Below are 23,379 nucleotides of genomic sequence, written 5' to 3' on the forward strand. Positions count from 1 at the left end.
CATCTCCGGACATGAGCCGAGCGTACGACAAGCTCGTTCGCGACGACATTCCCGAGCTACTGCGTCGCGACGGGAAGCGCGTCGAGACTCACACGGCCGCCGCCGACGAGTACGTCGAGCGACTGGACGCGAAGCTGGACGAGGAGATTGCCGAGTATCGCGAGGACGGCTCGCTCGAAGAGCTGGCCGACGTGCTCGAACTCGTCTACGCGCTCGCGGCTGCGGAAGGGGCGACCCGGAGCGAACTGGAGGAACTCCGGGCGGAGAAGGCCGAACGCAACGGGCGATTCATCGACCGCACCGTGTTGGAGTCGGTCGGCGAAGAGTAGCGACTGTCGCTACCGCCGGCGAGAAACGTTCGCGATTCAGAGCGCGTCGCCGCCGTGCTGGAGCGTTAGCTCCTCGGCGTGGTAGATGTCGATGAGTTCCGACACCACGTCGTCGTAGCTCTGCCCCTCGACGCGGATGGCATCGAGTCGTTCGAGCGTCTCCTCGGAGAGTTCTGTCTCGGACATACACGAAGCTACTCGATAATCAGAGAAAAGAGTCGGGGGCCGACCGTCGGGACCCGTTCCTTTCAAACGTCTCGGCGAGTTACGGCAGGTAATGAGTCAGGACTTCTACGACGTGCTCGGGGTGTCACGGGACGCCGACGAGGACGAAATCAAGGAGGCGTACCGCGAGAAGGCTCGCGAGTACCACCCCGACGTGTCCGACGACCCAAACGCCGAAGAGAAGTTCAAGAAAGCGAAGAAGGCCAAGGAGGTCCTCACGGACGACGAACAGCGCCGGATGTACGACCAGATGGGCCACGAACAGTTCGAGCAGGCCGAAAAGCGCGGCGGCGCAGGCGGCGGTGGCGGCATGGGCGGGATGGGGGGAATGGGCGGTCAGGGCAACCCGTTCGGCGGCGGCGGTGGCGGTATGGGCGACATCTTCGATCAGTTCTTCGGCGGTGGCAGCGGTGGCCAGCAGAACGGTCCACGACAGGGCCGTGACCTCCGCACCCGGATGAATATCTCGATGGAGGCGGCCTACGAGGGTATCACGCGCGAGTTCACCGTCACGCGCCCGGAGGCGTGTCCCGACTGCGACGGCGAGGGGCACCCGCCCGACGCCGACGCCCAGACCTGTCCCGAGTGTAACGGGCAGGGCCAGACCACGCGCGTCCAGCAGACGCCGCTCGGCCGCGTCCAGCAGCGCCAGACCTGTCCCCAGTGTGATGGCGACGGGACGCTCTACTCCGAGACCTGCTCCACCTGTGGCGGAGACGGCCGCGTCCAGCGCGAGGTCACCCTCCAGGTCGACGTGCCGGCCGGCATCCGTGACGGCCAGACCCTCCGCATGAGTGGCGAGGGTGCACCCGGCGAGAACGGCGGGCGGAAAGGCGACCTCCTCATCGAGGTGGCCATCGACCCGCATCCGGACTTCGAGCGCGACGGCGACGACCTCCACCACGACGCCGCGGTCTCGTTCCCGAAGGCCGTCTTCGGCGCGACTGTCGAGGTGCCAACCCTCGACGGCCCGGTCGAGATGGATATCGACCCCGGCACACAGTCGGGCGAGCGGTTCCGGCTGAAGGGGAAGGGGATGCCCCGACTTCGCGGGCGCGGCCACGGCGACATGTATGTGACCGTGCAGGTCGTCACGCCGACGGACCTCAGCAGCGAGCAGAAGGAGGCGCTCGAACAGTTCGCCGAGGCCGGCGGCGAGGAGGTCGACGTGGACGAGGGCTTCTTCGAGAAGATCAAGAATTCCTTCTAGCGCACCTTTTTCGACACTCGGGTGTCCTCGGCGCGGCTTCGCCGCGCCTGCGGGCACCGCTCGGTCGAAAAATCTGCACCAAAAACCGCAGCCGCGCCTTCGGCGCGGTGAAACGCCTCGCTTCGCTCGGCGTATGCTGCTGGCTTGCTTTCGTTTTCCGTCTACCGGCCCGCCGCCCGCCACGCTGCCCGCCAACGCACCCCTTTTCGCGCTCCCGGTCCAATCTTCGCACATGTCCGAGCAGTTCCAGACGCTCGCGGACGTGCTCGCCCGTGACCGCCGGAGCGACCGCCTCGCACACCTGCACGCGCCGTCCGGGCGCAGCTACGACTACCGGCGCTTTCTCACGACCGCGTGGAAGTCTGGCCTGTTCTTCCGCAACGAGGGCGTCCGCGGCGGGATGGCCGTCGCGATTGCCGGCGACCCCATCCCGGAGACCGTGCTCTCTTTCCTCGGTGCTGGCCTCCTGGGTGCAACCGTCGAGTTCGAACCCGATACGCTCTCCGAGGGGACGAAGGCGCTCGTCGCGCCCACCGGCCGCATCAGGGAGTTTGACACCGGCCCCGGCACGCGACTCGTCGGCTACGGCGCGGAACCAGACGACCCCTCCGTCTCCTACTGGGAACGTGACGTGTGGAGTGAGAACCCCACGCTCCCCCCCGACCGGGTTGCCCCCGAGGACCCACTGCTCCGTACTGACGGGGTGACCTACGGTCACGCCGACCTGCTTGAGGCAGCGACTGCGGTCGCGACGGAGTACGGTCTCGACGCCGACGACGAGGTCGTGATTCGGACGCCGCTCACCGACGCCGGCACCGTCGTCGGCCTGCTCGTCCCGCTGGTCGCGGGAGCGACGCTCGTCGTGCCCGACGGCGAGACGACCGGCACGCTCGGTATCGGTGACGGCCCGGACGACGCGACGATGCTTCCCGCCGACATCTGGTAGCGAGCCAACCTTTTTGTCCGCGGTGTGTGACTGGCTCTCGTGCGCTCACGACTCGCGGCGATGGAGTTCTACTACGGGTGGGTCATCACTGGCGCGTGTTTCCTCGCGGCGGGCGCGCTGTTCGGGCTGACCTACTCATTCAGCGTCTTCTTCGACGCGCTCGCGGCGACGTTTCCAGTCACGCCGGCCCGAATCTCGCTCGTCTTCGGTGTCCAGACGGCGACCCTGTATCTCGGGGGTGCGGTACTCGGACGACTGCTTGACCGATTCGGGCCGCGTACCATGCTCGGCGTTGGCACGCTCCTGTTGCCCGGTGGGCTCTTGCTCGCGGCCCGCGTCGACAGCATCCTCGCGTTCACGCTCGCGTACGGCGTCGTGACCGGGGCCGGGATGAGCTGTTGTTACGTGGTCGCGTACGCGAGCGTCCCCTCGTGGTTCGGACGACGCCGCGGCTTCGCCAACGGAATCGCCGCCGCCGGCCTCGGAGCCGGCCTGATTGCCGTCGTTCCGGCCGCTTCGCGGCTCACTCAGACCGTTGGATGGCGACGGGCCTTCACCCTGCTCGCGCTCGGACTCGGCGGGGCCTTGCTGCTTGCGACACTCGTCCTCGCCCGGCCGAGCGACGTGGACGCCGATCGCTCGGGCGAGTTTCCCGACGGGGTGCCGAGCAGTGGAACCGACACCGGACCGCCGGCCAGCGAGACCATCCTCTCGCTCCCCTTCGTCCTCGTCGTGCTCGGGTGGGCGGGGGTCTACGCCACGCTGTTCGTGCTCATCAACCATCTCGTCCCCTACGCCGACGGGCTCGGGATTCGGTGGGCTGGCGTGACGGGTATCAGTGCCCTCGGGTTCGCGACGGCGCTGGCCCGGCTCGCTATCGGCTACAGCTCCGACACTCTCGGCCGCGTCCGGGTCTTCGTCGCCTGCTCGACGCTGATGGGGGCGTGTCTGCTCGCGCTCCCGTTGGCCCGCGGCCCGGCCGGTATCATTGCGGTCGCCGTCGTCTTCGGTGTCGGCTACGGCGGCAACGGCGCACTCCTGTCGCCGCTCGTCGCCGACCTGTTCGGGGTCGCGAACATCGGGACGCTCCACGGCGTCGCTTCGACCGCCTTCGCGCTGGCCGGGCTCACCGCGCCACCGCTCGCGACGACCGTCGCCGCGTCGGACGGCTACCCAATCGTCTTCCTTGCGACCGGTGTCGCTGGCCTGCTCGGGGCGGGCTGTCTCGTGTTTGCCGGGCGAACCGCGCCGCGGCCGACCGCCTAACGCGCGTTCTCCAGCCCCTCGAGCGCCTCCGGATTCTCGATAGATGACATATCGCCCAAATCCTCGCCGGTGCAGGTCGCCTGCACCGCCCGACGGATGATCTTCCCCGACTGCGTCTTCGGGAACTCGTCGACGAACAACACCTCGCGCGGGCGGAACGGCTTGCCCAACTCCTCGCCGATGAGCGCCCGAATCTCCTCGCGCAGCGCGTCCGTCTCGTCGACGCTGTCCTCGACAGGACGGGACGAAGTCCCGCTTGCAGACGGCGGGTCCTGCCCGCCGTCGACGATGACGTAGAGCACGACCGCTGTCCCGGTGGTGTCGTCGGGCACGCCGACCGCGGCGGCCTGATTCACGGACTCGTGATCGATAGCCGCCCCCTCGACCTCTGCGGGCCCGACCTTCCGGCCCGAGACGTTGAGCACGTCGTCGGCCCGCCCGTGGAGGAACCAGAAGCCGTCCGTATCCTGTTGTGCCCAGTCGCCGTGGTCCCACATGTCTCCGAACCGGGACCAGTACTCGTCGAGATACCGCTCGTCTCCCGACCACAGCGACTTGGTCATCGAGGGACAGGAGTCGGTCGCGACGAGATAGCCGCGCTCGTGGTCGTTGGCCACCGACGCGCCGGTCGCGTCCACGATGTCGATTGCCATCCCCAGTCCGGGTTTCCCGAGCGTACACGGCTTGAGGTCCGAAATCGGGAGCGGCATCAGGAACGACCCACAGATCTCGGTCCCGCCGGAGATGTTGACGATCGGGGCCTCTTCGTCGCCGACGTGCTCGTAGAACCACTGCCACGACTCGGGGTCCCACGGCTCGCCCGTCGAGCCGAGGATGCGCAGCGACGAGAGGTCGTGACCGTCGAGCCACTCGTCGCCCTGCTTGCGGAGCGCCCGAATGGCGGTCGGCGAGATGCCGAACTGCGTGAGGTTGTGGCGGTCGATCATCTCCCAGAAGCGGTCCGGCTGGGGGTGGTCCGGTGCACCCTCGTACATGAACATCGTCCCGCCGAAGGTGTGGGTGCCGATGAGCGTCCACGGGCCCATCATCCAGCCGATGTCGCTCACCCAGAAGAAGCGGTCGCTCGGCTTCAGATCGAAGCCGAAGTACACCTCCTTGGCACACTGGAGCTGTGCGCCCGCCTGCGTGTGGACGATGCCTTTCGGCTGGCCGGTCGTCCCCGACGAATACAGGAGCATGGACTCCGCGCTCGCATCGAGCGTCCGGGTGTCGAACTCGTCATCCTGCGTCTCGACGGCCTCGGTCCAGAAGCGGTCGCGCTCGCCGGTCATCGACGGCTCGCTGTCCTCGAACCGGCGGTAGACGACGACGTTCGATACGCTGGTGTCGGCCTGTGCGAGCGCGTCGTCGGCGCTGTCCTTCAGCCCGATGCGGGAGCCGCGCCGCGAGAAGCCGTCGGCGGTGAACAGCACGTCTACCTCGGGATCCTCGATGCGAGTTGCGGTCGCGTCGACGCCAAAGCCCGAGAAGATCGGGACGGCAATCGCGCCGATCTTGAAACAGCCGTAGAGGATGGCGATGATTTCCGGCGTCATCGGCATGTACAGCGCGACAGTATCGCCTCCCTCGATGCCGACGCTGTCGAGGTAGTTCGCCACCTGATTCGACCGCCGGTACAGCTCGTGGTAGGTCAGCTCGCGCGTCTCGCCGTCCTCGCCCTCCCAGATGCAGGCGACCTTGTTGCGCCGCTCGCTGTCGCGGGCGGCGTGGCGGTCGACGGTGTTGTGGGCGATGTTGAGTTTGCCGCCGGGGTACCAGTCGGTGAACTGCGGGCCGTCGCTGTTGTCGCGGGTGGCGTCGGGCTCGCGCTGCCAATCGATGTCGAGATAGTCGGGGAGTTCCTCCCAGAACCACTCGATGCCGCTGTCGGGCTCCCCCGCCACCTCGGTCGTCGTGCGCTCGACGAGTTCGTCGTAGTCGTCGATGCCGTACGTCTGCATGAAGTCGTAGACGTTGGTCGACTCGACGAATTCGTCGTCGGGTTCGTGGACGATGGTGTCGAGGTCTGCAAGTGTTGTCTCGTCGTTGCTCATACCCGGGTATCTGTCCGCCCCGGAATAATGGTTACTGAGAATTGAGGAGGAAGCTCCGCTCTTCAGGGCGGAGATGAATCCGTCCCTATGCTTCACACCTCACCGTTCAAACGCTCGGCAGGATATTCCACGTTAATCTGAACCATTAAATAATATTATTGATATAGGTTATGTATGGCGAAACAGGTCGTTACTCGCACCTACACTGCGTCCATACAGAACCAGCAACGGGTGTCTGACGACCTCGATTCGCTTGGGTTCTCAGCCTCGAAACTCTGGAACGTCGGACGGTGGGTTTGCGACCGTGTATGGTCTGAAATCGGCCACATTCCCAGTCACAACGAACTCACCTCGTATCTCAAGAGCCACGAACGGTATGATGACCTGCATTCGCAGTCAAGTCAGCGAGTCCTGCAAGAACTCGCTGAAGCGTTCAACGGCTGGTACGGCAAACGACGCAACGGAGACACGCGAGCCAACCCGCCAACGTACCGCAAACACGGCGACAACCACCCGCGAAGCACGGTCACGTTCAAGCAGAAAGGCTTCAAACTCGACACCGAGTACGAGCGAGTCCGACTCTCGAAAGGATCGAACCTCAAGGAGTATTGGTCTGATTTCGTACTCTGCGAATATCAGACTCGTCCCGACGTTGACCTCTCCACCGTAGAGAGCGTTCAACAAGTCAGAACCGTCTGGACTGGTGGCGAGTGGGAACTACACTTCGTCTGCAAAGTCGAGATAGAAGTCGCTGAAGCACCCGGTGAGAAGACCGTGGGCGTTGACCTCGGCATCAACAACTTCGCCGCACTCGCCTACGAAGACGGCCACAGCGAGTTGTACCCGCTCAATTGCTTGAAGCAGGACGACTACTACTTCAGCAAACAAATCGCTCACTGTGACGATCCGGACTCCAAGCAGGCCACGCGGCTGAATCAGAAGAAGTCTGCTCGCCGCACCCACTACTTCCACACGCTCTCCAAACACATCGTCCAGCAGTGTGTTAATGAGGGTGTTGGAACGATTGTGGTTGGCGACCTCGCCGGTATCCGCGAGGACGAGGAGAACGACGAGTCGAAGAACTGGGGCAAGCACGGCAACCTTGACCTGCATTCGTGGGCATTCGACCGCTTCACAGACCTCCTCACGTACAAGGCCGAGATGGACGGTATCACGGTCGAACAGGTATCTGAGCGGGATACGTCGAAGTCGTGTTCGTGCTGTGGTCGGAAGCATGACGCAAACCGTGTTGAGCGTGGACTGTACGTCTGCGATGAGTGCGGGACGGTAGCGAACGCGGACGTGAACGGTGCTGAGAACATTCGGCAGAAAGTATCTCCGAGTCCTGATGGAGAGGATAGGAGTAACGGCTGGTTGGCACAGCCATCGACGTACCTGTTCGATTCAGAGAGCGGATGCTTTGCATCGCGAGAACAGGATTCGTCGTAAACCACAATATCCCAACGGCGGTCGGGAATCCTCGCGCTTCAGAGCGGGGAGGATGTCAACCGCGTTCGGGTGGGCGGTAACGATGAGTCGGCGACTCGTCGTGAACGGTGCTCCGTTATGCTTTACTCGCCGGCCCCGAACCATACCGTAATGACCGCACAGACCGCCCAGCAGGAGCTTTCGGCCGTCATCGGGCTGGAGGTCCACGTCCAGTTGGAGACGGCGACGAAGATTTTCTGTAGCTGTTCGACCGACGCCGCCGAGGGCGAGGAGCCGAACACACGGACCTGCCCGACCTGTCTCGGGCTCCCCGGTGCGCTGCCCGTGCTCAACGAGGGAGCCGTCGAGGCCGCCGTCAAAATCGGGAAGGCCATCGACGCCGACATCCCCGAGGAGACCCGCTTCCACCGGAAGAACTACTACTACCCCGACCTGCCGAAGAACTTCCAGATTACGCAGTACGACGCGCCAATCTGTGCAGACGGCACCCTCCCCTTCCGCGTCGACGGCGACGAGCGAGCCGTCACCATCGACCGCGCCCACCTCGAAGAGGACCCCGGCAGCCTCCAACACGCCGGCGGCTCCATCGACACGGCCGACTACACGCTCGTCAACTACAACCGCGCGGGTACGCCCCTGATGGAGATTGTCACCGCCCCGGAGTTCCGCGGTGCCGAGGAGGTGCGCTCGTTCCTCGCGAAACTGGAGGAGGTACTCGAGTATCTCGGCGTCTTCGACTCCACGCGTGACGGCTCGCTGCGTATCGACGCGAATCTCTCGATTGTCGAGCGCGAGGAAATCGACGACGACGGCTCGATTCCACAGGAGACACTGGAGGCCGCCAACCGCACCGAGGTGAAGAACATCTCCTCACACAAGGGTGCCCAGAAGGCGCTCGCCTACGAGGAGACGCGCCAGAAGAACGCGATTCGCCGCGGTCGCGAGGTCGAACAGGAGACCCGCCACTGGGACGAGTCGCGGGGAATTACGGTCTCGATGCGCTCGAAGGAAGAAGAGAAGGATTACCGCTACTTCCGCGAGGCCGACCTGCCGCCGCTGCGCGTCTCCGGCTGGAAAGACGAGATTTCGATTCCCGAACTCCCGGACGCGAGACGCGACCGCTTCCAGCGCGAGTATGACCTCTCGGCGGAGGCCGCCTCGAAGCTCACCTCACGGAAGGCCGTCGCCGACCTGTTCGAGGACGTGGCCGACCGCTTTGACGCCGACCTCGCGGCGACGTGGGTGGCCGACAATCTGCTCGGCGAACTCAACTACCGCGACATGGCGATTGCCGACGTGAGCGACCGCATCGACGAGTTCGAACACCTTATCGCCCTCGTCGCGGACGAGGCAATCACGACGAAAAACGCCGAGGAGACGGTGCTCCGACGGATGCTCGATGACGGGCTCGACCCCGATACAATCGTCGAGGAGGAGGACCTCGGGAAGACCGACGACGACGCCGTTGTCGAGGCCGTCCGTGCGGCAATCGAGGAGAACCCCGAGGCCGTGGCCGACTACGAAGCCGGCGACGACGGCGCAATCAACTTCCTCGTCGGCCAGGTGATGGGGAAGACGGGCGGCTCCGCGGACCCGGGAACAGTCAACGAGATTCTGCGAGACGAGCTGCCGTAGTTACCGGTCGGGCGGGCTGAGGGTCAGCCCGAAGTTGATTCCACCCTCCTGTGCGCCGGGGTCGTATCTGAGTAACACGGCGAGCAGCCCGACAACGAGCAGCTCGAGCGCGACGGCAACGATACCGAACAGCGTCCGGACCGACCCCTGCCCGCTGGCCGCACTCCGGAACGTCTCGGCAACCGGGTCGATGATGTGTGCGAGCACGACGGCGACGATGCCGCCGGCGTCGTGGCTGCTCGTCGGCGGAGCCTCGCCGGTGAGCGCGAACCCGTGGTTTAACACGGTGTGCCAGCCGAGCCAACCGAGCAGGTACGCACCCATCGCGAGGATGCCGAGCTGGTAGGCCGTCCGGCGGTCGACGGTGCCCCGACCGGCGAGCACGAGGCCGGCGAGAATCGCGAGGCCCGACGGCACGAACAGCAGTGGCCGGGGTCGCTGGACGGCGTACTCGCCGAGATACTGGCCGACAAGCCCGTTCGCGACGAGCGAGACGAGCACCTCTACCCCCACGACGATGTGGATGACCGCGACGATTCCCACGAGTTGTATCGTCGCGAACTGGAGGCCGCGGACTGTTCGCGCGTTCATACCGACTAGTCGGGGCAAACGACCAAGAACGGCGCGATTGGCCGCGTCGTCAGTATTCCCGGCAGGTATTGCTGGCGGCTCAGCATGCACGGCAGTATTGGACATGCGCCGTGATAATCACCTGCTCTCGCCGGATTTGTCATGATTATGGGTGGGTTTATCGGTGTGAGTGCTCCTAGTCACAGGTAGCTATGGCAGCAAAGAAGGGCGCGACGTTCGGAATCCGTCATCCGACGGTCGTTCCACACGACACGAGAGAGCCGGACGAACAGCCGGACGCGTCCGTCACACAGGGACCGACCTGTTACGACGACTGACGGGTCGGGGTGGGTGGCTGCTGTCGGTACGTGCAGTGTCTGCCACGACCGCGGAGACCCAGTCGGTCTTCGCGTGAAACGAAACTTCTTGTGAGTAGAGCGTCCACCGGGCGTATGGGCTTGTTCGACCGACTACGCGGCGACGGTGGTCCGCGTGTCGCTTTCTTCGGTATCGACGGTGTGCCGTACAGTCTCATCGCCGATAACCCCAGCCGGTTTCCGAATCTGACCGACCTCGCCAACGACGGTGCCGGCGGTGCAATCGACTCCATCGTCCCGCCGGAGTCGTCGGCCTGCTGGCCGTCGCTCACGACCGGCGTCAATCCGGGAACGACGGGCGTCTACGGCTTCCAGGACCGCGAAGTGGGAAGCTACGACACTTACGTCCCGATGGGGCGTGACGTGCAGGCGACCCGCGTCTGGGACCGCGTGACCGACGCCGGCCGCGACGCGACCGTGATGAATGTCCCCGTGACGTTTCCGCCACAGCGCAACGTCCAGCGGATGGTCTCGGGATTCCTCTCGCCGGGTGTCGAGAAGGCCGCCTACCCCGACGAGCTGCGGGACGACCTCCAGAACTCCAACTACCGCATCGACACGAACGCGAAGCTCGGCCACCAAGCCGACAAGACGGAGTTCATCGAGAACGCCTACGCCACGCTCGACGCCCGCTACGAGGCGTTCTCGAAGTACGTCAAGAAGGACGACTGGGACCTCTTTTTCGGCGTCTTCATGACGACCGACCGGGTCAACCACTTCCTGTTTGGCGACTACGAGCAGGACGGCGAGTACAAAGAAGAGTTCCTAGAGTTCTACGAGCAGGTGGACGAGTATCTCGGCAAGCTGCGCTCGCAGCTTCCCGAGGACGTGACGATGCTCGTCGCCAGCGACCACGGCTTCACCACCGAACGCTACGAGGTGAACCTCAACACGTGGCTCGAGGACGAGGGGTGGCTCTCGTATCAGACCGACGACCACGACTCGCTGGCCGACATCAGCGAGGAGGCGCGTGCCTACTCGTTCATCCCCGGGCGGTTGTATCTGAACCTGGAGGGCCGCGAGCCGCGCGGCTCCGTCCCCGAGTCGGAGTACGAAGACGTTCGCGCGGAATTAAGAAAGGCCATCGAGGAGCTGGAGGGGCCGACCGGCGAGCCGGTCGCCCAGCGTGTCGTCACGAAGGAAGACGCCTACCGTGGCCCACACGACGATATCGCCCCCGACCTGACCGTGATTCCGACCCACGGTTACGACCTGAAGGCCGGCTTCGCGGGCAACGACGAGGTGTTCACGACCGGACCGCGCAACGGGATGCACTCCTTCGAGAACGCCTGTCTGTTCGTCGACGACGACCGCGCCCGCATCGACGACGTGGACCTGTTCGACATCACGCCGACTATCCTGGACCTGCTGGAGATGGAGACCGACCGCACGGAACTGGACGGCGCGTCGCTCGTCTAACGCGGTCGAAAAGTATTACTCACACTACTCTAACTCCGACGTGTCGGGGTTTTCCCGACGTGGTGCCCTCGACGTGAGTCGAACGGGGATGGGTTTCATCCCCGTCGGCTCCGGTGACCTGTGGGCGTCGAACTCGCTCGTCAACGACCCGCCAGCGCCTGCTCAAAACAGGTCGTCGAGGTCATCGTTCACCAGCGACTCCGTGGCGTCGGGCGTCTCCTCCGCAACGCTCGCCTCGCTGGCTTGGTCGAGGAACGCCTGCACGCGCTCGGACCGTTCGACGCCACCCAGCAGGACGAGCCCGGCCAGCCGCTCGGAGTCGAGCGGATAATCACCCCCGCGCACCTGCATCGACCCGAGTTCGTCCTCCAGCCACGTCTGGGCCGACTCGACGCCCTTGCGGTTGATGCGGTCTGCCCGTCCGGCGACGATGAGCAGCCCGCTTTCGGCCGTGGTCGCATCCGGGAGACTCGTTCCCGTGAGTAAGGCGTTCCGTACGACGGAGGTGATGGTGTTGAGGTTCGCGTCGGCGTCGGGGCTACTCTCGGCAGATGCGTAGCCGATGGCCGCGAGCGACCCCTCCCGGAGCGTGTTGATAATTTCGGAGCTGTCGACGACGGACTCGGCGGCGACGTTCGCTGGGTCGAACTCGCCGGCCGCGAGCAGCAGGCCGACGCGCTGGGCGATCTTCTCGTTGACGGCCGCGTACCCCTCGTCCATCGACTCACCGGCCTGTCGCCACGCGTCGTTGTCGACGAGGATGGTCGCGTCGGCCTCCCGCGCTAGCGTCTTCAGCGACCGCCCGGCGTTACGCTGATACAGCGCCCCCTCGTCGCGGCCGGGGAGCACGCCGAGCACGTAGACGGGCACGTCGTAGACGCGCTTGAGTTCGTGGGCGAGCACGGGCGCACCGCCCGACCCGGTACCGCCACCGAGGCCGGCAGTGATGATGATGGCCTCGCAGTCGGAGCCGACGCGGCCCGATACGGCGTCGATGACCTCGTTGGTGTCGTCTCGCATCACCGTCGCACCGAGGTCGTTGTCGCCGCCGACGCCGTGGCCGTTGACGCGCTCCGCGCCGACGAGGAGGGTGTCGAGACCGATGGAGGAGAGGTCCGCTCGCGCGCTGTTGATCGCGAGCGAACTGACGACCGAATCGGCCGCCAGCGGGTCACGCGAGAGGGCTTCGGCCAGCTTGCCGCCGGCTTGACCCACGCCGATAAGGGCGACTTTCATGTGATATACTCAACGTGTCGCACAATTAGTGTTGTCCCGGTCACCCGATACGCTGCCCTCATTTCTTTGGAGCGGACGCACTTCCTTGGCCCAACGACAGTCCATGATTAACGGAGTGACTGAAGCATACAGAGTAGATGAGTCGTTTCCTACTCGATTGGTCGGTCAGTGCTGATTCGGTCGATGCCGATATCGCGATACTCTTCAAGTACCTCTGGTGTCGGCCCTTCTTCGGGTGTTGCTGTCTGGACAACGAGCCCGCGGTCGTGCGCTGTCTCGACTACGTCTGCATCGGCTCCCATCGAGTGGAACAGGTGAACAGTATTACAGCCAAGATGTGCTGCGGTGTCTAATCCAAGCACTGGCGCATCTTCGTACAGTCCATGATAGAGGACATGGCCAAGCGGTATCTCCGTTGTCGCCTCCGCGACGGCGTGGAGTGCAAGTGGGCTAAACGAGATAATCGTTACTGGGTTGTCAATCGTATCGACAGCATCCAGCACATCCTCGACGAGTCCCCACTCTTTCAGTTCGATTTCGACGCCAGTGTCCGCTGGAATCGTCTGGAGTGCCTCGTCTAACCGCGGAATCCGTTCTCCAGAGTCTAAAACCTCCAGTGTCTGCAACTCATCCCAGCTTGCGTTCACCACGCGACCGGTGGCATCGGTTAGCCGACCCAACCACTCGTCGTGAAACACGACGAGCTCACCGGTACGACACGGTCGAACGTCCAACTCAATCCAGTCGGCTGTCTCTGCGGCCTGTTCAAACGCCGCCAACGTGTTCTCTGGATACACATCCCCGTAGCCTCGGTGGGCAACAATCTCCATAGCAGCCAATATCGCGGCAGATATATGAATTAGTCGGTTAGCTGATATATATTGCATATAGCCGTGCCCTCTGTCGAATCGTTCCGTGGTAGTTCGTTAACGACGGGAAGTAAGCGTCAATATACAGCTCTCAGAGTGGTATTGTGAGTAACTGAGAACTATTATAAGCAGATTAGAAGTTGCAGTGAAATAATTCGCTGAATGCCACGTCCGATTTATGATTCGAACATGACCGTGGGTCAATTAGCGCGGGTGGGTGAGTGATGGCACGCATAGAACTGGAGTCGCTCCAGAAAGAGTTCGGCGAGACCGTTGCGGTAAACGACATTTCACTGTCGGTGCCGGATGGAGAGTTCCTCGTCCTTGTTGGACCGAGCGGCTGTGGAAAGAGTACGCTCTTGCGAACGATTTCCGGACTTGAATCACAGACGTCAGGGGACATCAGTATCGGAGATAACCGCGTTACGAACGTTGAACCGAAAGACCGCGGCGTCGCGATGGTGTTCCAAGATTACGCGCTGTATCCCCATATGACGGCACGGCGAAACATGACGTTCGGACTGGACTCACACGTCTCAATGAGTGACGACGAAATTGAGCAGGCCGTGCAGGATGTTGGTGAGACGCTGGGCATTGGCGATCTGTTGGATCGGACACCAGATGCACTGTCCGGAGGTGAGAAACAGCGCGTTGCAATGGGGCGAGCGTTACTCCGTGAACCAGACGTGTTCCTGCTTGACGAGCCATTGTCGAATCTTGACGCGAAGCTCCGCGATCAGATGCGTGCAGAGCTGACGCAGTTACACGAGCGGATCGGTACGACAACCATCTACGTCACCCACGACCAGACGGAGGCGATGACGCTCGGCGACCGCGTTGCAGTGATGAACGACGGTGAGATTGAGCAGGTGGAGTCACCACAAGTACTGTACGACGAGCCAGCAAGCCGGTTCGTTGCTGAGTTCATCGGCTCACCACAGATGAACTTCTTACCGGTGGACGTTGAGGGTCGGAGCCGCCCAACAGTGACTACGCTTCAACGACACCTCACCAGTCCGTTCCCGACCCCGAACGAGACATCGTTACCAGCAACCGACAACGCAGTGCTCGGGGTTCGCCCAGAGGACCTCTATCTTGCACAGGAAACGGAAGACGACTCCTTCGCTGGTCCAGTCGAGATGACCGTGACGCTCCACGAGACGCTTGGTGATTCAGTGGTACTGCATGGAACCGTGGCGAACGAACGGATTCGCATTCGCACCAGCCAGCGGCCCAATGTCACTGCAGGCGACACTATCCGCGTCGTGGTTGACCCGACCCGACTGCACCTGTTTGATAGCGACGGCGATACACTTGCTCACGCGGCCGAGAAGATGGTACAGACGGTCTGACAGACGGATTGAGTAGTATATATCCGTCCTGAGACGTCATACTGATCAGACGCCTATCTCTGACGAAGTATATAAAATATAAACGGTCTAAATGATAGATTGCTCTTCACCAGTGTGATGGATGCACAACAGTCACGGCGCTCCGTACTGAAAACCACTGGACTGGCGGCAACAGTCGGTCTCGCCGGGATGGCAGGTTGTTCCAGCCTCGGTGGTGGAACTGGCGGTGGCAACGCTGCCCAGCAAATCAACTTCGAGAACCTCGGCAACCGCGAGGCGAGCGAAAACGTTGAACTGGAGTTTTGGATTTCGATCGGCGCTGAAGATCTCGTCCAAGGTATCGTTGACCGATTCAACGAACAGAGCGATTCGATTACGGTGTCAGTATCGAATCAGGGGAACTACAATGAGGTCTGGAACCAGACGCAACAAGCACAGACTGCCGGGAGTCCACCGGGAATCGTCCATCTCAATGCAGTGAGTACCCTCCCGGCATGGGCGGAAGACGTCGTGATTCCGGCTGAGGACCTTATCGGGCCAGAGATTGACCGGAGCAACTTCGTCAGCGCAGTTAGCAACTACTACGTCATCGACGACACGCTGTTGGGGCTTCCGTTCGGTGTCTCGACGGTCGCGTGCAGTTACAATCGCTCTGCATTTGAGCAAGCCGGGCTGGCTTCACACCCAGACGATGTCGAACTAACCACGTTTGACGACTGGCAGACCGCTGCTGATGCCGTGATGGCCGAGACCGAGATGAGCAGCGGTGTCACGTGGCCACAGATCGGCTGGTTTTACGAGACGTTCTTCGCGACGCAGGGACAGAACGTCGTCAACAATGAGAACGGCCGAGCGAGTCCTGCGACGGCGTCGTACTTCGATTCTGACGCGGCCCGACGTATGTACGAGTGGAACAGCAGCATGTACGAGTCGAACCGGTATCAGCTGTCGGCTGACTGGAGCGAGGCTAGACAGGCATTCCTCAGCGGACAGGTGGCAGTGCAGATGGACTCATCAGCCGCACTGGCTGCCCTCTCGGGTGGCGCACGAGAGGCCGGCTTTGAGCACGGTGTCGGAACCGTGCCGTCAGCGACGACCGATGGACGGGAGGGGCCTATTATCGGTGGCGGCGCACTGTTCGTGCCAACCGGAATCGACGGGGCAAAGCTGAAAGCGGCCGCGGAACTCATGCTCTGGTTGTCACAGCCTGAACAGCAAGCAGAGTGGCACATGTCGACTGGCTACTATCCGCTGAGCCGAGAGGCGATCACGATTGCAGAAGAGCAGGGGTTCTACGAGGAATCCCCACAGTTCCGTCGTGCCTTCGAGCAGTTCGCGAGTCGACCGGAGACGCCTGCAACAGCCGGCGCATTCACCTACGACCACGGTGAGGTGCGGACCGAGATTGTCAACGGATTAGATCGGCTCTACGGCGGAAACAGCGTCGAAGATGTCGTGTCGTCGACGAAATCGAACGTCGACGACGTGTTGGCGCGGGCAAGCGACGCTGATCCACGTTCTGAGTAGATGACCGAGCAACACTCTCGACTACAGGTGTTCACGAGTAACTGGCAGGCAGCGGCACTGCTACTGCCCACCCTCGCGCTCATCGCCGTCTTCCTCTATTATCCGTTTCTCGAAACGGTGCAACTGAGCTTCTATCAGCTGCGAGTGCTCGGTAGTGGTGAGTGGGTCGGGCTACAAAACTACGTACAGTTGTTCGAGTCCGGAGCGTACCGAAACAGCTTGGTCGTCACCGTACTGTTCACTGCAGCCACGGTAACTGCCTCGCTGTTTCTCTCTCTCATCATCTCGTTTCTCATCCACGAGGCCAACCGGTTCACTAATCTCTACTTAGTGGCCGCAATCTGGCCATATGCGATGCCAATCGCTGTCGCCGGCATCGTGCTTGATTTTCTTATCAATCCTCGTATTGGGGTCGTCACGTGGGCGATTGAAGTGCTGACCGGCTTCCAATTTGCGTGGCAAACAAACGGGGCCCTCGCCCTAGTGGCTGTCATTATTGCTGCCGTCTGGCAGGGGTTGGGCTACAGTATCATCTTCATGACAGCCGCATTCAACCAAGTCCCCGACTCAATTACGGATGCAGCCAAGCTAGATGGGATTGGACGGTTCCAGCGGCTGTTTCGCATCTACGTCCCCCTCATTTCGCCTGTGCTCGTGTTTCTGATCGTTATCCAGACGATTGGAGCGTTCTTCGGTGGCTTTGCCCTTATCGACCTGATGACAAGCGGTGGTCCGAGCAATGCCACAAACGTGTTGATGTTCAATCTGTACCAGGACGCCTTCCTGAACCAGCGATTCGGCTACGCCTCCGCACAGTCTATCGTCCTGTTTGGATTCGTTGCCGTGTTGATGTACGTTCAGTTACGTGTCACTGACCGCTACGCGTACTACGGGGGTGCCTGACGTGTCGATCGTCCCAGACACCGTCAACGAGCGGCTGTTGACGACGACCGGTGACAGCCAACTGGCGACTCACGCAGCACTCTGGCTCATCATCTCGGTACTGATTTTGCCAATTGCACTGGCTGCAGTGTACAGTACACAAACAACGAACGCTGTGTACCAAATCACGAACGTCTTCCCGGGGTCTGCACTCGTCGAGAACTACACCACGGTACTGTTTGAGTACAACTTCGGACAGTATATGTGGAACTCGTTTGTGATGGCGACCGTCGTTATCGTCGGGAAACTTGTTTTTTCGCTGCTCGCTGCGACAGCACTGGTGTACTACGACTTCCGGTTTCAGTCGCTCATCTTCTATGCAATTCTGTTTACGCTCCTGATGCCGCTCCCCGTCCGAATTGTCCCGCTGTATCAACTAATGGCCGATATCGGCTGGCTCAATTCCTTTGCGGGACTTACCTCGCCGTTCATCGCCAGTGCGACAGCCGTCTTCTTATTCCGACAGCAGTTCCGCTCAATCCCTGCATCGGTCGTTGAGACAGCCAAGCTGGACGGAATCGGTCCGATCCAATTCTTGATAAACGTCCTCATCCCGATGTCGAAGGGGATGATTGCTGGCGTCACGGCAATCATGTTCATCTCGACGTGGAACGCGTATCTGTGGCCGCTTGTCGCGATTATTGACCGCACGAACCAGGTCGCTCAGGTCGGCCTGCGGTACATCCAGGGGACCGGTGCAGAGGGCTTCGTCCAGTGGAACCTCGTCATGGCTGCCGGCATTCTCGTGTTGATTCCGCCCCTCATCGTGTTACTCGTCGCCCGCCGATATCTCCTCTCGACGCTGGGTGGTGGCGAGTAACGGCGAGGAAACGCTCTGTTTTCATTTCTCCGCGACGCAACTGGGCTGATTCGTCGTGTACCTGATTACGCGGCCCTTTCGTGGCTCTTTGCGAGTCTCGTCAGCGGGTTCGAAAGCAGTCAGGTGGTCGACCCGCTCGTCACCGCCCGCAACGCCGTCTCCAGCGAGTATCTCCCGAACCGCTTGAGCCGTGCTGGGGTGACCTGACCCGGAGAGACGACGCACCGATCTCCGGTTGCTACCCGATATGTAAACTACCCCACCCTACTTCCTCGGCGCTCCGCGCGTCGTAGTCCATCGTCTCGGCGGTGAACGTAGGGCAAGAGATTCGCTGTCCCTTCTTCCACCGTTCGATAACGCCTTTGACGGCTTCGACGGCGCGTTTGATGGCGGCTTGGACGAGCTGTGCCTGTAGGTCCGTCTCCTCTCGAAGTTCGGAGTAGAGCGCGTCACGAACCTCTCGCTTGTTGGTCTTGCACTCGGTGTAGGAGGTGTCGGACCAAGAGTAGTCGGCGGTTCGGTTCGCGCAGTACAGGTATTGGTCGGTGGTTCGGTGGAGTGCATCACGTTGCTCGTCGGAAAGGTTGAGTTTCACGACGGCAGTTCGACGCACCTCCATGACTTCAGAGAGTGCTTTACGGTACTTGAATGTCCGGGAGTCAGCCGGTCGGAGTGCGCCGTTTGTGTCGTACCATGTCGGTTTCCTCTCCGGCCTACTCGCTCCCTTCGCTACGCTTCGGTCGCTGCTTGAGGCCGGAGGCTCCACCTTGAATTACGCTGAAGCCGGAATTCGCCTTCGTTCTCGCTCCTCGCCGGAAGAACGCGGCCAATCGTGTGACCGTCCGTCCGGACGGAACGCTTCGTCTGCTCAAGATTCAAATACCAGCGCGCGACCACCGACGGCGTGACCACCGACATGCTCTCTGACCGACTCGCCGCCGTTGAACGCACGCTCACCGACTCCGAGACTGCTCCCGGCGCACTCGCCGAGGAAGCTGACATCCAGCAGCGACTCACCATCGTCGAGTCCCGACTCGACGCGCTCGAAACGCGACTTGCCGACACCGAAGGCGAAGTGACAGCCGTCCGGGCACACGTCGACGACGCCCAGCGTGTGGGCCGAGAGACCGAACGCGTGGCCGAACGCGCGCTTGCGCTTGCTCGCGAACAGACCCGCGAGCCTGCGTCATCGACGCCGACCCGAACTACGTCCGCAGTGTCGCGGCTGTTCGCTCGGCTTCGGGCGCTCACTCCGTGATTGTTCGACTCGTCGTGGCTGTCCTGCTCACCGCTGCGCTCCTTGGTGTCGGGCTGCCGGCCGCCGAGACCGCGCGCTCCGAGCGAGCAGCCACGCTCGCACAGGACGAACTCACCGACTTTCGAGACGCCACGGGCCGATTCCGGAGGCACAACGACGCCACCCGACCCGGGCAACCGGGTGCGGTGCGACTCCACACGTTCCGGGTGCCGGCGGGGACTACTATCCGGCTCGGGGTCGGCCCGAGAAACGAGTCGCTCCGGTGGAAACACGGGACCGGCGCGGGCCGCGTCGAGACCGACCTCTCCTTCGACGGCTCGCTCCGACTCACCGAAGGACGCCACTGCGTCCGACTGCGACTCGTTCGCGCCGACAGTGCGGTCAGGATTCGGCTCCGGAGATTCAAGTCGGATGCCGGGGCCACCGGCTGATATGCTCGACTTCGGCGACGACGAGGACGGCTGTGGCTGCGTGTGCCGGTTCGTGGACGACACGCTCCGACTCGACGCGAGTGACTGTCCCGGCGACGGCGAACTGGCTACCGAATCCGACTGTCGGGCCACTGCCGTCGGCGCGCTCCGTGACCGCGACGCCGACCTCGTGGTCGTCCGTACGGCCGGGCTCGAACGCCGGTACGAGACGGCGATGCCGCTGCTCGTCGCTGCCGGGCGGTTCGTCGCCCGCGCCGGGTTTCACGACGAGGCGCTCGCGGACCGTGCGCTCGTGGACCCACTCGACGCCGCGCGCCTCGCCGCCGGCCGCGCCGGTCCCGTCGCCACCATCGCCGCCGAGACCGGCTTCACCGAGTGTGCGAGCGCCGCCGAGGGGTACGAGACGCTGTTCCGACCACAGGTCGCACCGGCAATCGCGACCGAGCGAGTCGTCGCGCGTCCGCCGCCCGACGCACGACTCCGCGAGCGATACGAACTCGACACCGGGGCGACCGTCCGACTGTACGACGCCCCGGACGCGGACCTGCTGACGTATCATCTCACGCCGGTCGAACTCACGCTCGAGGAGGCCGCCACGACGGCCCTCGACGCGGCCGCCGAACGACTCGTGAGCGATGCGCTCGCCGGCCAGCGGGCCGCCGGCCGCGCCGTCAGGGCCGTGGCGAGCGAAGATCAGCCGGTCGAGACGCTCACCGGCGTCTTGGACAAACACACTCGAGGGCTGGGCGTCCTTTCGGACATCTTTGCCGACGCCGCGGTCTCCGACGTGTTCGCCTCCGCGCCGGTGGAAAAATCGCCCGTGAGACTCGAACGCGACGGACGGACCGTCCGGTCGAACGTCGTGCTCACGCCACAGACCGCCGACGCGCTCGCCTCGCAGTTCCGTCGCGAGAGCGGGCGGGCGTTCTCTCGCGCGAGTCCGACGCTCGATGCCTCCGTCACCGTCGCCGGTCGTTCCGTCCGGGTGGCGGGCGTCACCGACCCCGTGAGCGACGGGACGGGTTTTACCTTCCGCGCCGACAGCTGCGACCGATTTCGGCTCGCCGACCTCGTCGCGAACGACACCCTCACGCCGTCGGTCGCCGGCCTGCTCTCCGTCGCCGTCGAACGAAGTGCGTCCATCCTCGTCGCCGGCGGGCGCGGTGTCGGGAAGACGACCCTGCTCGGCGCGCTCCTCGGTGAACTCGCCCCCGGCACCCGGACCGTCGTCGTCGAGGATACCCCCGAGCTCCCGGTCGGGTCGCTGCGCGCGTCCGGGCGTGACTGTCAGCGTCTCCACGTCGAGCGCGACGGTACGGGAGTGGGACCGACGGAGGCACTCCGAACCGCGCTCCGACTCGGCGAGGGCGCAATCGCCGTCGGTGAGGTGCGCGGCGAAGAGGCGGTCGCGCTCTATGAGGCGATGCGTGTCGGCGCGGACGGGACGACCCTCGGAACGATTCACGGGGAGAGTCCGGAGACGGTGCGCGAGCGCGTCACCACTGACCTCGGCGTCGCGCCGACCGCCTTCGCGGACACCGACCTCGTGGTGACACTCGACCGGAGCGACGGGCGACGCGTCGCGGACGTGTCCGAGGTGGTGGGTCGTGATTCGCCCGCCTTCGCCCGGCTGTTCGACCCGACGAAAACGGGGCGTGTCGACCGCGGAAACAGCGCCGTCGTCGCGTCCCTCGCCCGTCCGGGCGAGACCTACGGCGATGTGCGCGAGGCGGTCGACACCCGCGCGGCGGCGTTTCGATGACTCTTTCCGTGCTCCCGCAGTTGGCGAGGCTCTCACCCCGAACGTTCACTCCGGATTCGGACTCCGACCTGTCGGTCGCGCTCGACCTGCTCGCCATCGATTCTGACGCGGAGATGTGGCGTCGAGCCGGCGACGGTGCGGCGCTCGTTCTGCTCGCCGCCGGTCTCGCCGCGACGCTGCTCGTGCCGTCGCGAATGCGCCCGCCCGCGTTGGTCGTGACTCTCGCGCTCGCCACAACCGTCATCGTGGCGGCCACTCGGCTCCCACCCGTCGTTGCGACCGTGGTCAGGCGGCGAGCCTTCGGCGGTGCGCCGTGGCTGGTGTGTCGTGCCGCGATGCGGCTTCGCGTGGAGCCGACGCTGGAGGCAGCTACTGCGGTCGCCGCTGCGAATCCGGCGACGACCCTCGACCGGGCGCTCGCGGCCTCAGTCCGGCGCGGCCGCGCGACCGGTACCGCCGGCGTCGACGACTTTCTCGAACGATGGGGGTCATTTCTGCCACTCCAGCGCGGGATTCGCCTGCTCGCCGACGCGAGCCGAACGAGCGCCGCCGACCGACCACAGGCAATCGAGCGGGCGCTCGATGCCGTCCTCGATGGGGTGCGCGAACAGGCTGCCGAGGACGCTGCCGGTCTCCGCGGGCCGGTCACTGCCGTCTACGCCTTCGGCGTTCTCCTCCCGTTGGCGTTCGTTGCCGCCCTTCCGGCCGCCAGCGTCGCCGGTCTCCCCATCTCGCTTCCCGCCGTGGTAGTCGTCTACGACCTCGTGCTCCCAGTCGGACTGCTCGCTGCCGGAATGTGGCTCACGACGAAGCGGCCGGTCACCTTCCCGCCGACGCGGATACCGGCCACCCATCCTGCTGTCCCCGGTGGGCCGTGGTGCGCACTCGCGACCGGGGCCGCTGTCGCTGGTACCGCTGCTGTCGTCGCCCCGCTTCTGCTTCCGGCGTGGGCACCGCCACTGGCAGCCGTCGGCTTCGGTCTCGGGACGGGACTCATCGTCCACTATCGGCCCTACCGGCAGCTTCGAGCCGAGACTGCCGCTGTCGACGCCGGACTTGCGGACGTGCTCTACGGCGTCGGTCGCCGGGTGCGGGACGGCGACCCAGTCGAGCGGGCTATCGACGCGACCCACGAGACGCTCGACTCGCCGGCGAGTGCGACCTTCGCGCGGGCGAACCGACAGGGGGCAACCCTCGGTGTCGGCATCGAGACGGCGCTGTGTGGCGAGCGAACGCCCCTCGCGACGGTACCGAGTCGGCGCGTCACGGATGTCGCTCGGCTGTTCGTCGCCGCGGCTCGTGCCGGCCAGCCGGCCGGTCCGTCGCTCGCCGCGGCCGGTGAGCACCTCGCCACGCTCGCCCGCGTCGAAGAAGAGACCCGACAGTCGATTCGCCACGCCACGGGAACGATGGGCAACACGGCGGCGCTGTTCGGTCCCCTCGTCGGCGGCGTGACGGTCGCGCTCGCCGGCCGCGTCAGCGGCTCACAGCTCGGCGAGGCGATTCCTCAAGCCGGTCTCGCACTCGCCGTCGGCGTCTACGTCCTCCTGCTCGCGGTCGTCTTGACCGCCCTCGCGACCGGACTGGAGCGCGGCTTCGACCGCTCCGTCGTCGGCTACCGCGTCGGTCTCGCCCTCGTGGCCGCGACGACGACGTATCTCGTTTCGGCCGTCGCCGGCGGACTCCTCGTCTGATACCGCCA

21 protein-coding genes and 1 pseudogene are annotated in these 23,379 nt (G+C 63.8%); 16 read left to right on the forward strand and 6 right to left on the reverse strand.

Going from position 1 to position 23,379, the window contains the following annotated elements:
• Window positions 1–11 precede the first annotated feature (11 nt).
• Window positions 12–329, forward strand: a complete 318-nt coding sequence (locus DMP03_RS01560) for a nucleoside triphosphate pyrophosphohydrolase (RefSeq protein WP_152118979.1) — start codon at window positions 12–14, stop codon at window positions 327–329.
• Window positions 330–365: 36 nt separating this feature from the next.
• Here DMP03_RS01560 and DMP03_RS14120 read toward each other — a convergent pair whose 3' ends face one another.
• Window positions 366–515, reverse strand: a complete 150-nt coding sequence (locus DMP03_RS14120; RefSeq protein WP_172967041.1) for a DUF7557 family protein — start codon at window positions 513–515, stop codon at window positions 366–368.
• 91 nt (window positions 516–606) lie between these two features.
• Here DMP03_RS14120 and dnaJ point away from each other — a divergent pair, with 91 nt between their 5' ends.
• From dnaJ to DMP03_RS01575, 3 genes are all read left to right on the forward strand, one after another.
• Window positions 607–1,764 carry a molecular chaperone DnaJ gene (gene dnaJ / locus DMP03_RS01565; protein WP_152118980.1) on the forward strand — a complete coding sequence of 386 codons (1,158 nt, stop codon included), beginning with the start codon at window positions 607–609 and terminating at the stop codon, window positions 1,762–1,764.
• A gap of 232 nt (window positions 1,765–1,996) precedes the next feature.
• The gene (locus DMP03_RS01570; RefSeq protein ID WP_152118981.1) at window positions 1,997–2,710 is read left to right on the forward strand and encodes an acetyl-CoA synthetase; all 714 of its coding nucleotides are present in this window, start codon (window positions 1,997–1,999) and stop codon (window positions 2,708–2,710) included.
• 39 nt (window positions 2,711–2,749) lie between these two features.
• Window positions 2,750–3,976 (forward strand): MFS transporter, encoded by a 1,227-nt coding sequence (locus tag DMP03_RS01575; RefSeq protein ID WP_152118982.1) that lies wholly within the window; start codon window positions 2,750–2,752, stop codon window positions 3,974–3,976.
• Here DMP03_RS01575 and DMP03_RS01580 read toward each other — a convergent pair.
• Window positions 3,973–6,030: an AMP-binding protein gene (locus DMP03_RS01580; protein WP_152118983.1), complete on the reverse strand. Its 2,058-nt coding sequence runs from the start codon at window positions 6,028–6,030 to the stop codon at window positions 3,973–3,975. The two genes, DMP03_RS01575 and DMP03_RS01580, sit on opposite strands and share 4 nt — an antisense overlap.
• 174 nt (window positions 6,031–6,204) lie before the next feature.
• Between DMP03_RS01580 and DMP03_RS01585 the strand changes: the two genes are divergently transcribed.
• On the forward strand, window positions 6,205–7,479 hold the full coding sequence (locus tag DMP03_RS01585; protein WP_152118984.1) for an RNA-guided endonuclease InsQ/TnpB family protein: 1,275 nt from the start codon (window positions 6,205–6,207) through the stop codon (window positions 7,477–7,479).
• Window positions 7,480–7,629: 150 nt separating this feature from the next.
• The gene (gatB, locus tag DMP03_RS01590) at window positions 7,630–9,114 is read left to right on the forward strand and encodes an Asp-tRNA(Asn)/Glu-tRNA(Gln) amidotransferase subunit GatB (RefSeq protein WP_152118985.1); all 1,485 of its coding nucleotides are present in this window, start codon (window positions 7,630–7,632) and stop codon (window positions 9,112–9,114) included.
• Here gatB and DMP03_RS01595 read toward each other — a convergent pair whose 3' ends face one another.
• A complete protein-coding gene (locus tag DMP03_RS01595; protein ID WP_152118986.1) occupies window positions 9,115–9,705 on the reverse strand; it encodes a hypothetical protein in 591 nt (196 codons plus the stop codon).
• Window positions 9,706–9,896: 191 nt separating this feature from the next.
• Here DMP03_RS01595 and DMP03_RS14745 point away from each other — a divergent pair, with 191 nt between their 5' ends.
• Both DMP03_RS14745 and DMP03_RS01600 read left to right on the forward strand, forming a co-directional pair.
• Entirely contained in the window at window positions 9,897–10,022 is a 126-nt protein-coding gene (locus DMP03_RS14745; RefSeq protein WP_263969975.1) for a hypothetical protein, read from the forward strand.
• Between the two features lie 114 nt (window positions 10,023–10,136).
• A complete protein-coding gene (locus DMP03_RS01600; RefSeq protein WP_152118987.1) occupies window positions 10,137–11,480 on the forward strand; it encodes an alkaline phosphatase family protein in 1,344 nt (447 codons plus the stop codon).
• A gap of 162 nt (window positions 11,481–11,642) precedes the next feature.
• Here the strand turns inward: DMP03_RS01600 and DMP03_RS01605 are convergent, their stop codons facing one another.
• Window positions 11,643–12,716, reverse strand: coding sequence for a tubulin/FtsZ family protein (locus DMP03_RS01605; RefSeq protein ID WP_152118988.1), 1,074 nt, complete (start codon window positions 12,714–12,716; stop codon window positions 11,643–11,645).
• A 149-nt stretch (window positions 12,717–12,865) separates the two neighbouring features.
• Window positions 12,866–13,546, reverse strand: coding sequence for a glycerophosphodiester phosphodiesterase (locus tag DMP03_RS01610; protein WP_152118989.1), 681 nt, complete (start codon window positions 13,544–13,546; stop codon window positions 12,866–12,868).
• 263 nt (window positions 13,547–13,809) lie between these two features.
• Between DMP03_RS01610 and DMP03_RS01615 the strand changes: the two genes are divergently transcribed.
• From DMP03_RS01615 to DMP03_RS01630, 4 genes are all read left to right on the forward strand, one after another.
• Window positions 13,810–14,937 (forward strand): ABC transporter ATP-binding protein, encoded by a 1,128-nt coding sequence (locus tag DMP03_RS01615; RefSeq protein WP_152118990.1) that lies wholly within the window; start codon window positions 13,810–13,812, stop codon window positions 14,935–14,937.
• A 99-nt stretch (window positions 14,938–15,036) separates the two neighbouring features.
• Complete coding sequence (locus DMP03_RS01620; protein ID WP_207105362.1) at window positions 15,037–16,464, forward strand: extracellular solute-binding protein; 1,428 nt, start codon at window positions 15,037–15,039, stop codon at window positions 16,462–16,464.
• Window positions 16,465–17,367 (forward strand): carbohydrate ABC transporter permease, encoded by a 903-nt coding sequence (locus DMP03_RS01625; protein WP_152118992.1) that lies wholly within the window; start codon window positions 16,465–16,467, stop codon window positions 17,365–17,367.
• A gap of 1 nt (window position 17,368) precedes the next feature.
• Window positions 17,369–18,226 (forward strand): carbohydrate ABC transporter permease, encoded by an 858-nt coding sequence (locus DMP03_RS01630; protein WP_225870746.1) that lies wholly within the window; start codon window positions 17,369–17,371, stop codon window positions 18,224–18,226.
• Window positions 18,227–18,500: 274 nt separating this feature from the next.
• On the opposite strand, the pseudogene DMP03_RS01640 reads toward DMP03_RS01630, so the two are convergent.
• Window positions 18,501–18,845 (reverse strand): annotated as a pseudogene (locus tag DMP03_RS01640) (RNA-guided endonuclease TnpB family protein); the annotation flags it as partial.
• Between the two features lie 285 nt (window positions 18,846–19,130).
• Between DMP03_RS01640 and DMP03_RS01645 the strand changes: the two are divergent.
• From DMP03_RS01645 to DMP03_RS01660, 4 genes are read left to right on the forward strand one after another with little or no spacing between them, the layout of a single operon-like run.
• Complete coding sequence (locus DMP03_RS01645) at window positions 19,131–19,484, forward strand: DUF7310 family coiled-coil domain-containing protein (protein ID WP_152118993.1); 354 nt, start codon at window positions 19,131–19,133, stop codon at window positions 19,482–19,484.
• Window positions 19,481–19,915, forward strand: a complete 435-nt coding sequence (locus DMP03_RS01650) for a DUF7311 family protein (protein ID WP_152118994.1) — start codon at window positions 19,481–19,483, stop codon at window positions 19,913–19,915. The genes DMP03_RS01645 and DMP03_RS01650 overlap by 4 nt, the downstream gene beginning before the upstream one ends.
• Before the next feature lies 1 nt (window position 19,916).
• Window positions 19,917–21,677 carry an ATPase, T2SS/T4P/T4SS family gene (locus DMP03_RS01655; protein WP_152118995.1) on the forward strand — a complete coding sequence of 587 codons (1,761 nt, stop codon included), beginning with the start codon at window positions 19,917–19,919 and terminating at the stop codon, window positions 21,675–21,677.
• Entirely contained in the window at window positions 21,674–23,371 is a 1,698-nt protein-coding gene (locus DMP03_RS01660; RefSeq protein ID WP_152118996.1) for a type II secretion system F family protein, read from the forward strand. The genes DMP03_RS01655 and DMP03_RS01660 overlap by 4 nt, the downstream gene beginning before the upstream one ends.
• Window positions 23,372–23,379 lie beyond the last annotated feature (8 nt).

Source organism: Halosegnis rubeus, assembly GCF_009184545.1.
In the GTDB taxonomy this organism is placed as follows: domain Archaea; phylum Halobacteriota; class Halobacteria; order Halobacteriales; family Haloarculaceae; genus Halosegnis; species Halosegnis rubeus.